This window comes from Bradyrhizobium sp. 159 (genome assembly GCF_023073795.1).
Lineage (GTDB): Bacteria > Pseudomonadota > Alphaproteobacteria > Rhizobiales > Xanthobacteraceae > Bradyrhizobium.
The window spans coordinates 59,384-68,724 of the sequence record NZ_JADPKE010000057.1 but is presented as its reverse complement, the minus strand read 5'-3'; the positions used below and the strand labels follow the sequence as shown (position 1 = coordinate 68,724).

The following is a 9,341-nucleotide window of genomic DNA, read 5'->3' as shown; positions in this document are numbered from 1 at the left end:
CAAGCACCGGCGCTTCGATCGCGGTCTCGCGGAAGGCGCGCTCGAGCTCGTCGAGCGAGACTTCGCCCGGACGCAACGGACGCTCCAGGGTCTGCTCGACCAGCGCGCCGGTGGTCATCGCTTTGGCGGGCGCAGGCGCGGCGGCCGGGGCTTCCGGCACCAGCGGCGGGGCATCGGCGACGGGAGCTGCGCTGGCGCCTGCTGCCATGGCCGCCATGCCCTGCTCGACCATCGCTTCCAGCTTGTCGATGAGGTCGCGGTCGTTACCTTCCGGCTCGGCTTCGCTCGCCTCCAGCCCGGCCAGAATCTCCTTGATGCGGTCGATCGAGGACAGGATCACCGTCACCGCTTGCCCGGTCACCGGCATGCCGTCACGGAATTTGCCCATCAAGGTCTCGCCGGCGTGCGCGAGCGCTTCCAGCCGCGGCAGGCCGAGGAAGCCGCAGGTGCCCTTGATGGTGTGGACCAGGCGGAAGATGTTATCCAGGATCTTGGCGTTGTTCGGCTCCTGCTCGAACTTCACCAATTGATTGTCGACGGTGTCCAGGCTCTCGCTGGTCTCCGTCAAAAACTCCCGCAACAGATCATCCATGAGGTACGCCTTACTGAGCTGGACTTCCGCGGCTGAGCCGCCCTTGGCATCGACAGAAGCCCTCTTTCGATCGTTAGACATCCCCTTTCACGGTCCCGTTAATTTCAGCCTCCGTGCTAATACGGATATTGAAGACAAGTTTGCCGTTCGGCGGCATGCCAGGGCACATTTCGGCAAAACCGGCACCGGGCCGCGACGGCGAAGGGCGTGAGGTAAAGGCGCCAATTACGGCGCACGGCGCGCGCGAGAAAGTCCTGTCCGTGAAGGCGATAGGCACGGCCTGCGTGAAATTGAATGGAGCCGGCGCGCGATCGCGCTCGCCCTCGCGAGGCTCGCTTCGTGCTTTGCCGAGATCCGCGAATTTCGCATATTCGGTAAACGAACCGTTACCCCATGGCCGGTGCGGCTCGTTCCGCGCTAACCAGCCGCGCGGACGAGTCGATCTCAGCGCCGGCGGGCGCCGCGCTGACGCACGTCTACTTTCCGCACGGCGTGTCCTCATGCCGACGCCGGACATCTTGTCCCAATTGCCAACATAGCCCGACGTGAACATGATGGAACTTACTCGCACAAGGAGCGATGGTTCAGAAGGCGAGGAGGCAGCTTTGGAAACGACGGGGCGCCCATCCAACGGTTTCCTGTCTGCGCTGTCGGCAGACGATTATGAGCTGATCCGCCCGCACCTGCGTGCGGTCGATCTGCCCCATGACGCGGTGCTGGTCGAAGCCGGCGAGACGCTCAAGCGCGCCTATTTTCCTCACCGCGGCGTCATCTCGCTGGTGGTGAAGCTCGCCAAGGGCGAGCATGTGCAGGTCGCGATGATCGGCCGCGACAGCCTGCTCGGGACACTCTCGACCATGGGCGATGCATGCGCGCTGAACACGGCCGTCGTGCTGATTCCCGGGGTCGCGTCCGTGATGGATCTCGACCGGCTGCGCGGCGCGGCCGACCAGAGCAGCAGCTTGCGGACCTTGCTCACGCGCCACGGTCTGGCGGTCTACGCGCAGGTCCAGCAGACCGCAGGCTGCAACGCCGCCCATTCGGTGGAGTCGCGGCTGTCGCGCTGCCTCCTGCACACTCACGACCTGTCGGGCGACTACCGGCTGCTGCTGACCCAGGAGGCCATGGCACAGATGATAGGGGCGCGGCGCAACAGCGTGTCGCTGGTCGCCAACACCTTGCAGCAGGCCAATTTCATCCACTACAGCCGCGGACACATCCAGATCATGAACCTGGACGGCCTGCGTCAGACCGCGTGCGAATGCTACGCCACCGTGAAGGCGCATTACGACCGGCTGCTCGGCCCGCGCTGACCCGCACGCGTGGTAAACCGACGGCTAATGCCGGCCTGCAAACAGGAGTCGTCCTGCTTCCGGAACTGAAATCTGGATGCCGTAGACATGGCGGGCCTCGCACCGATTCCGGCCCGCGCGGCATCGAATCGTGATCGAGGCAGGCCAGGCCATGTTTGAAGTGAGCGTCGCGCCGGCGCAGAATGTGCTCGATGGCGCGCCCGCGCGCGACCCGAATGCTTATGCGACGCTGGTGCGCGAAATCGGCGAGAACGGGGCCCGCGAGGTGCGTGCGGTGTTCTGGACCGAGACCTGCGCGCGCCTGCAACTGTTCCGCACGCTCTCGGGCGAGCAGCACCAGGCGAGGTTCGCGCGCGAAGCACATTCGTTGAAGAGTGCGGCCGGCACGTTCGGCTATGCCAGGCTGGCGGCGCTGGCGCTGCGGTTGGAGAAGTCAGCGCAGACGCTTCACGACACTGAACTCCGCGAGCTCCTGGACCTGATGGATGCGGCCTACGCCGCGGCGCGCGCGCAGGAACCGGAAGGCTAGAGCCATTTCCGTTCCGAGGGAATCGAAGCGGACGTTGTGTTCCTGGTTTGACGCGTTTTCTTGACGCGAACCGGCTCCACTTCGCTCGAAAACGCTGTAAACCACCCGCGCGTGTATTCCCGCCGTACTTCTACGGCTTGGAATTTTCACAGATGGCTAATCATAGCTGGCGATAGTCGCGAGAAACCAGGAGGGTTTCCATGTTCACCTACGAGACTGCGGACCAGAAGGAGGTCCGTCGCTTCCGCATCGCTCAGTTCAACGGCCGGATGGCGACGGTGAAGTCTGGCGGGTCGACGGTGACTGGCTTCGTGCGCTCGGTACTCGAGCAGGAATCGAGCATCCCTCCCCGCTGGACCATCACGATCATCCCGAACGCACCGAAGGACGAGCCCAAGCCGCTGCGGCCCGTATCGCGCACGCGCCCCTTCGCCGAAGACTATTTCTGAGCGGGATCGGCTTTCTCCCGGGCCGCGCCGCCGGCCGGGCACAAAGCGACCATCAACCTCAATCGATCGAATGCAGCAGCGCCGCACGGACGAGGTCCGCGGTGTTGCGCGCACCGAGCTTGCGCATCGCCTCGGCGCGGTGGCTTTCGAATGTACGTGGGCTGATCTGCATCCGAAGCGCGCCCTGCTTGTTCGAATAACCTTCGCTGATCAGCCTCAGCACCTCGCGCTCGCGCTTGGTCAGCCGCTTCTGGCCGGACAGGCCAATCAATTCGGCGCTAGGCACGCGTTGCGGCAGCGGCACGCGCGGGATCCGCGCTGCGGCGTCCCCGGTCCCGGATGGGGTCGGCAGGCCGCCCTTGTGAGGACCGGCAAGCTGCTTGACGAGGCCACAAACGCGCTCGGTCTGCGCCAGCGCATTCTCGACCACGCGCTGCAAATAGGCGCGATCGCCGGTGACGGGCGCGAGCTGATCGCTGTGATGCTTGATCTCGCCCATGTAGAGCAGGAGCGCAGTCAGGGGGCCGTTGAGCTCGCGGGCAATGGCGGCGGCCATTTCGTCGGCGGCCTTGGCACGGACGGCGTTCAGGCGGACGAAATCGAGCTCTTCAGCTGGAGCAGCGCTGCGTTCGTACCATTCCGACGGCCGCGAATCAGTGGCCGTATCATTCTGTGACGCCATGTCACTCGTTTAGCGGAACCGAGCCCGGTCTGTGATTAACTTTTTGCTCCGTAAGACTACGGTGATTTCGGCAGCTTTGCGCTAAATCCGCGGCATCGGCACAATTTATGCTTGCACGGCGCCGTCGCCGACCGCGCAGAGGTTGAGATTTCGCCTCAAATTCTGGAGCACGCGGGCGAAGAACCCTCAACCGGCACCTCCGCTCCTGCCAGTCCCCCGGATTTTACGGATTAATTAACGGCGACTTGCTTCTCTAAGCGAGGTTGAGAGCGCGCAAATGCCTCCACGCATTGGGCCCGCAAGCCTGCGGGAGACGCTGCGAAAGATTGCGTGCCATGAACGAGATCGATCGGCTGTCGGAATTCTTGCAGAGGCTGACGCCGATGTCGCGGAGCTGTCTGCTCAGCGAACTCGAGCGGCTTGAGCTGTGTGGCATCGACATGCCGGGCTCCGCCGACATTCAGTCCCGCTTGCGCGCCGAGTTTCGCAAGGACGGATCGGCCCATTCGCGCGCCACCAGCCCCTCGCGCTATTTCTTCGCGCCGCTCGAGCTCCTCCTGATCGATGGCGCACCCGAGCACGCCAATGCGGGGCGGATCTCACGCAACACCCTCACCCCGATCTGGGAGTGGATCTGCCGCGACCTGCTGCCGACCATGGCGCGCGACTACATCAAGGCGATCAACGACCAGATTGCCGCCAACAACCTGAAGGAAGTGCAGAAAATCGCATCGACCTTCCAGACCAAGGTCCTCAAGGTCCTCGAGAGCACCCTGGCGTCGGCGGACAGCACCCAGCTCGCACGCGCCAAGCTCGCGCAGTACACCGCATCGCGCACCGCCTTCGACGACGTGATGAAGATGCTGGACGTGCTGCGCGCCGGCGACGCGCTGCCGAAATTCAACGCGAAGCTGCCCGAACGGATCGCGAAGTTCGATGACAACCAGGTGGCCCAGATCACCTGGCAACTCGACGCCTTCGGGAAGTCCCATCCCCGCGCGCTGCCCTTCGCGCTGACACTGGTGGCAAGGCGCCTGAAGACGCCCTGGCAATTGGTACGCCTTGCCACCAAGGCCGCCGCGAGCAAGTCCGCCGCAGACGTCGCCGCCGCGCCCTATGCCTGCGTCGTCCCCATGGTGCTCGACCGCCTCGACGACAAGCGCCTCGCTCTTCGGGTCGCGCTCCGGCACAACCGCGTGCTGGTCGCCCGCGACCTGCTTGCCGAGATCTACGACACCGAATACGCGCTCAAGGTCCGCATCGACGGCATCGAACATTGCGATTGGGGCATCCGCCTCCAGCAATTGATGGACGCGATCGCGGCGCTGGTGTCCGCCGAGGTCAGCCGCTTCCCCGCCAATGTCGGCCACATTCTCGGATCGCGCCGGCTGCGCAGCCACGATACGTTGGGCGGCAAGTTGACCTATCTGGCCTGGAAGGGACGCGACGCCATGCAGGACGGCGCGGCGGCGTTTCGCAAATTGATCGGGCAGACCTGATATCGCGCAGTCATCAAAGCGCGAGAGGCTTTCGCGTTATCGGTGAGCGATCATGTCCTAATGCGCGCGCGGCAGGCAGAGGAAGCGATCGAGAAATCGCCCCGACAGCACGAATCTGAACCACCAATACATCATTCGCCGCATTGTCATTGCTGCAATCCTCGACAGCCCACCACCGGCTGGCGGAGCAATAGCGCAGGAGCAGCAATGCGCATGTGATGTGTTTCACATTTGGGTCGAACACGCGCGGACGCATCGTCGCAGAACTGTCACGAGCGAAGGTAGAACGTGCGCGCATCGCGCGAAAATGAGTTCCACGGCCACAGCTGTCGCTCCTATCCTCCGATGCAACGAAAGAACGAACCGTAAGGAGGTCGTGATGAGATCGAACCGATTGATCCTGACGATGGTGACGTTGCTCGTGAGTGCGCTCGCGCTCACATCGACGACGATGGCGCAAACGACGCCGCAAGGCGATGCTGCGCCGACCGACGACAACGCGGTGCTGCTGACCGTCTTCTTCAAGCACGATCAATCCCGGCCGCTTCACGAGCTGAATACGCAACTCGAAAAGCAGGGCTTCTACAAGGCGTTTCCGCCGCCCGGCGTCGAGGTCTTGAGCTGGTATGTGATGATGGGCATTGGCCAGGTGATCACGCTGCGCCTGCCGGCGTCGCGGCTGCGCGAGGTCAACCGCGTGATCGAGGACACGGCATGGGGCCCTTACCGCACCGAATTCCATCCGACCTATGACTACAAGGCGGTTGGCGTGGCACAACACGAAAAAGCCGCCGGAAATTAATTCTCTAATCGCCCTGTCATTGCAGCGAACGGCTACGCAACCGCATCGCTCGATGCGTGGCATCGGCGAGCCGCGCTTCGATCGATCGCGCGGGAGAAATTCCGCATGCGCTGGCTGTCGTTGTCCGTGCGGTGCCTGAGTATGCAAATTCTTTTCGAAGATTCTGTCGACAAATTAGCTCGAATTGCAGCGCTTAACGTTACTCAGATAATTCAACAACGATGTGAAGCTCTCCTTATTTGAACCCACGCTCGCCGTTTAAGAAACTGTCACGGAACGGGAGTGGTATGAGATGAACGATGGGATTATTGAACTCGTCGGACGAAGGCCTGTGACCTTCGGACGGCGAAAGGTGACGCCGCGCGCCTGCGTGGCCGACAGCAAGCGCCACTTGCGTGCATTCCTCAGCGAGGTGCTCGAGGATCTGGGCTTCGTCACCAGCGAATGCGCCAGCGCGGACGAGCTGCAAACCATGCTCGCCACCGAATTGCCGGACCTGATCCTGCTCGGCGTCGCCACCGATGGCATCGAGCCGGGAAGATTCCTGGAGATTTTGGTGCGCGAGGCATTTGCGGGGAAGGTTCTCGCGGTCGGCGCCCGCGAATCGATCATCGTCAGGGCCGTGCGGCAGGTCGGCGAGGAATATGGCCTTGCGATGCTGCCGCCGCTGACCACCCCCTTTGCCGCGGAGACGCTGCGCGAGCGTGTCGCGATGCTGCTGCCGGAGGAGCCGGCGCCGAGCCCGGCCGTGCATGTCGGCGAGGCCTTGCATGCCGGCTGGCTGGAGCTCTGGTACCAGCCCAAGATCGACGCCCGCACGCTGATCCGCAGCGGCGCCGAGGCGCTGGTGCGAATGCGCCATCCGACCTGGGGCGTCGTGCCGCCGGCCTATTTCATTCCCGAGGAGCACGATCCGCATCTGCGTGACCTCTCGGAATTCGTGATCGAGCGCGCCATGCAGGACTGGCACTATCTGCTGGAGCAGCAGAGTCCGGTCGATCTCTCGATCAACCTGCCGGCGTCCTACCTGAAGGAGCCGCAGGCGGTGCGCGATCTCTGCCGCCGCATGCCGACGCATCCGGCCTTCGGCGGCTTGACGATCGAAATCGACAGCCAAGACGCGACCCGCGATCTCGACCACCTGACGGAGATCGCGCGCGAGGTGGGTCTGCACAATATCGGCCTCGCCGTGGACAATCTCGGCGCCGACTGGCCGGCGCTGATGGGCCTCGACAAGATTCCCTTCGTCATGCTGAAGGCGGACCGGCATTTCGTCACCGGCAGCGGCAATGACCGGCTGAAGCGCACGGTGTGCCGTCACATCGTCGAGCTCGCGCAGGGCTACGGCGCGCGCGTGGTCGCCGAGGGCGTCGAGAGCCGCACCGACCTCGTCGCCGCGAACGAGCTCGGCTTCGATCTCGTGCAGGGCTTTCTGTTCGGCAAGCCGATGCCGCTGAAGAAGTTCGCCCGCTCGACGCTGACGAAAACGGTGATGGAGTGAGCTCGTTCGCGGCTCGTATGTCGCTGGAGACGCGCGAGAATCGTCAAGCTCGCGCGTGTTCGCCGGTCTGCCTGGCCGGGCACTTACGCTATTGCGGCGCTGACATCGGTCGGCGACTGCACGGCGCCCGGCTCACCATGCGAGACGCGCGCCTCGGCTCGCTCGAGGTGAAGCGCGAAACCACTCGCCTCGGGAGGCTCGAGCCCGGCGCGCAGCTGCATGCTCGGAATCAGGTAATCGCCGCCGTTTTGGCGCCGATAGGGAATGGGCGAGGCCGTCGCAAGCGTTCTCATCCTCTCGCGCAAACGTTCGGCGATCGCTTCGAAACCGGCTTCGCCGAGCTTGTCGGCCTTGTAGACGACGAACGGCGGAAGGACGTCATAGCCGGGGTAATAGAGGATGCCGTGATTGATCGGAAACAGCAGGTCCTCGATCGGCCCGTTGATCCCCCGGGCCGAATAATGCTCCTGCCAGCCGCCGGCCGTCACGATCAGCATCGCGCGCTTGCCCGCTAGCGTGCCCTCGCCGTAGCGGTCGCCCCACCGCTTGTCGCTGTGCTCGCCGACGCCATACGCGAAGCCGTAGGCGAACACGCGGTCGACCCAGCCCTTGAGGATCGCCGGCATGCTGAACCACCACAGCGGGAATTGCAGAATCAGCACGTCTGCCCACAGCAGCTTCTCGATCTCGCGCTTGACGTCAGGAGTGAGTGTGCCGGCCTCGAAGGCCTGCTTGGATGCAGCGGCGGGCGCCAGCCGCGCGTCCGCTAGCAGTGACGGGAAGTCGGCGCGATCGACCTCCGATTTCCAGCCTTGGGCATAGAGGTCCGTCGCCCGCACCTCATGGCCCTGGGCCTCGAGCTCTCTGGCGGCAACATCCCGGAGCGAGCCATTGAGCGAACGCTGTTCGGGATGCGCAAAAACAATCAACACTTTCATGATCAGCACCATTCGTTGACGATGTCCCGCAGCTAGCGCGGCGGGCTGCAAACCGGTAGATGTCGGCAATGAATAGGATTATGCCGGAAAATGGATAAATCGGAGGTCACGCTCGAGCGCATGCGCAGTTTCGTGCGGGTCGCCGAGCGCGGAAACCTGTCGGCCGTCGCACGCGAGCTTGGGTTGGGCCAATCCACGGTGACACGGCACATCCGCGAACTGGAGCAAGCCGTCGGCGTGCCGCTGCTCACCAGGACCACGCGCAGGGTGACGATGACGGAGGAGGGGCGCCGCTACTATGCCGACTGCGTGCAGATCCTGCGCCTGGTCGAGCACGCCGGCGACGAGGCGCGCAGCACGCGCGATGCGCCCGCTGGAATGGTACGGATATCCTGCACTGCGGCCTTCGGCGTGCTCCACGTCAGCCGTTTCATCTTCGCGTTCCAGGACCGTTATCCGGACGTGTCGGTGGATCTCAGCCTGACCGACGAACGGATCGACCTTGTGAGGGAAGGTGTCGACGTCGCACTCCGTCTGGGGCCGCTTGCCGAGAGTTCGATGAAGCTCAAGTCCCTGGGACAGTCGCGGCGGGTGCTTGTCGCCGCACCGACCTATCTTGCCGAGTGTGGCAGGCCCGCGCGTCCGCAAGACCTCGCCAATCACCAGGCAATCAGGATGTCCAACATCGCCGGCAGCGATGTGCTTGTCCTGCAAGGACGTCGTGGCGGCCGCCATGCGGTCCCGTTCGCCGGACGGTTGCGCGTCGATCACGGACTTGCCGCGCGAGAGGCGCTCGCGGCGGGCCGCGGGATTGCACCCGCACATCTTTGGCTCGTCGGCGACCTTCTCGCGACCGGCCGACTCGAACACGTGCTTGCGGACTATTCGCCGCCTCCCGTTCCACTGAAGATGCTGATCGTGCCGGAGCGGTCCGGCGTCGCGCGGGTGCGGCTGCTGGTCGATTTTCTCGCCGAGCAGATCGCGCGAATCCCTGGGATCGAAAAATCGCCGGGCAGAAGGCAGAACTAGCTGGCCA

The 9,341-nt window shown here is 64.0% G+C and carries 11 protein-coding genes; 7 read left to right on the top strand and 4 right to left on the bottom strand.

Annotation, left to right across the window (positions count from 1 at the left end; all coding sequences use genetic code 11):
- Both IVA96_RS15570 and IVA96_RS15565 read right to left on the bottom strand, forming a co-directional pair.
- Nucleotides 1-592, bottom strand: a 592-nt coding sequence (locus tag IVA96_RS15570; RefSeq protein ID WP_247418113.1) for an Hpt domain-containing protein, incomplete at its 3' end; no start/stop codon positions are given.
- 73 nt (nucleotides 593-665) lie between these two features.
- Complete coding sequence (locus tag IVA96_RS15565; protein ID WP_247418112.1) at nucleotides 666-1,145, bottom strand: hypothetical protein; 480 nt, start codon at nucleotides 1,143-1,145, stop codon at nucleotides 666-668.
- A 52-nt stretch (nucleotides 1,146-1,197) separates the two neighbouring features.
- Between IVA96_RS15565 and IVA96_RS15560 the strand changes: the two genes are divergently transcribed.
- The 3 genes from IVA96_RS15560 to IVA96_RS15550 all read left to right on the top strand — a co-directional run bounded on the left by IVA96_RS15560 (nucleotide 1,198) and on the right by IVA96_RS15550 (nucleotide 2,883).
- Nucleotides 1,198-1,905 carry a Crp/Fnr family transcriptional regulator gene (locus tag IVA96_RS15560; protein WP_247279923.1) on the top strand — a complete coding sequence of 236 codons (708 nt, stop codon included), beginning with the start codon at nucleotides 1,198-1,200 and terminating at the stop codon, nucleotides 1,903-1,905.
- A gap of 151 nt (nucleotides 1,906-2,056) precedes the next feature.
- Nucleotides 2,057-2,434, top strand: coding sequence for an Hpt domain-containing protein (locus IVA96_RS15555; RefSeq protein WP_247279924.1), 378 nt, complete (start codon nucleotides 2,057-2,059; stop codon nucleotides 2,432-2,434).
- Nucleotides 2,435-2,634: 200 nt separating this feature from the next.
- Nucleotides 2,635-2,883 (top strand): hypothetical protein, encoded by a 249-nt coding sequence (locus IVA96_RS15550; RefSeq protein WP_247279910.1) that lies wholly within the window; start codon nucleotides 2,635-2,637, stop codon nucleotides 2,881-2,883.
- Between the two features lie 58 nt (nucleotides 2,884-2,941).
- Here the strand turns inward: IVA96_RS15550 and IVA96_RS15545 are convergent, their stop codons facing one another.
- Entirely contained in the window at nucleotides 2,942-3,565 is a 624-nt protein-coding gene (locus tag IVA96_RS15545; protein WP_247279911.1) for a helix-turn-helix transcriptional regulator, read from the bottom strand.
- A gap of 335 nt (nucleotides 3,566-3,900) precedes the next feature.
- On the opposite strand from IVA96_RS15545, the gene IVA96_RS15540 reads away from it, so the two are divergent.
- From IVA96_RS15540 to IVA96_RS15530, 3 genes are all read left to right on the top strand, one after another.
- Nucleotides 3,901-5,064 (top strand): hypothetical protein, encoded by a 1,164-nt coding sequence (locus IVA96_RS15540; RefSeq protein WP_247279912.1) that lies wholly within the window; start codon nucleotides 3,901-3,903, stop codon nucleotides 5,062-5,064.
- 379 nt (nucleotides 5,065-5,443) lie between these two features.
- Nucleotides 5,444-5,866 carry a hypothetical protein gene (locus IVA96_RS15535; RefSeq protein ID WP_247418107.1) on the top strand — a complete coding sequence of 141 codons (423 nt, stop codon included), beginning with the start codon at nucleotides 5,444-5,446 and terminating at the stop codon, nucleotides 5,864-5,866.
- 292 nt (nucleotides 5,867-6,158) lie between these two features.
- On the top strand, nucleotides 6,159-7,367 hold the full coding sequence (locus IVA96_RS15530) for an EAL domain-containing response regulator (RefSeq protein ID WP_247279914.1): 1,209 nt from the start codon (nucleotides 6,159-6,161) through the stop codon (nucleotides 7,365-7,367).
- Nucleotides 7,368-7,450: 83 nt separating this feature from the next.
- Here the strand turns inward: IVA96_RS15530 and IVA96_RS15525 are convergent, their stop codons facing one another.
- Nucleotides 7,451-8,305, bottom strand: coding sequence for an NAD(P)H-dependent oxidoreductase (locus tag IVA96_RS15525; RefSeq protein ID WP_247279915.1), 855 nt, complete (start codon nucleotides 8,303-8,305; stop codon nucleotides 7,451-7,453).
- Nucleotides 8,306-8,395: 90 nt separating this feature from the next.
- On the opposite strand from IVA96_RS15525, the gene IVA96_RS15520 reads away from it, so the two are divergent.
- Nucleotides 8,396-9,334, top strand: a complete 939-nt coding sequence (locus IVA96_RS15520) for a LysR family transcriptional regulator (RefSeq protein ID WP_247279916.1) — start codon at nucleotides 8,396-8,398, stop codon at nucleotides 9,332-9,334.
- Nucleotides 9,335-9,341: the final 7 nt, after the last annotated feature.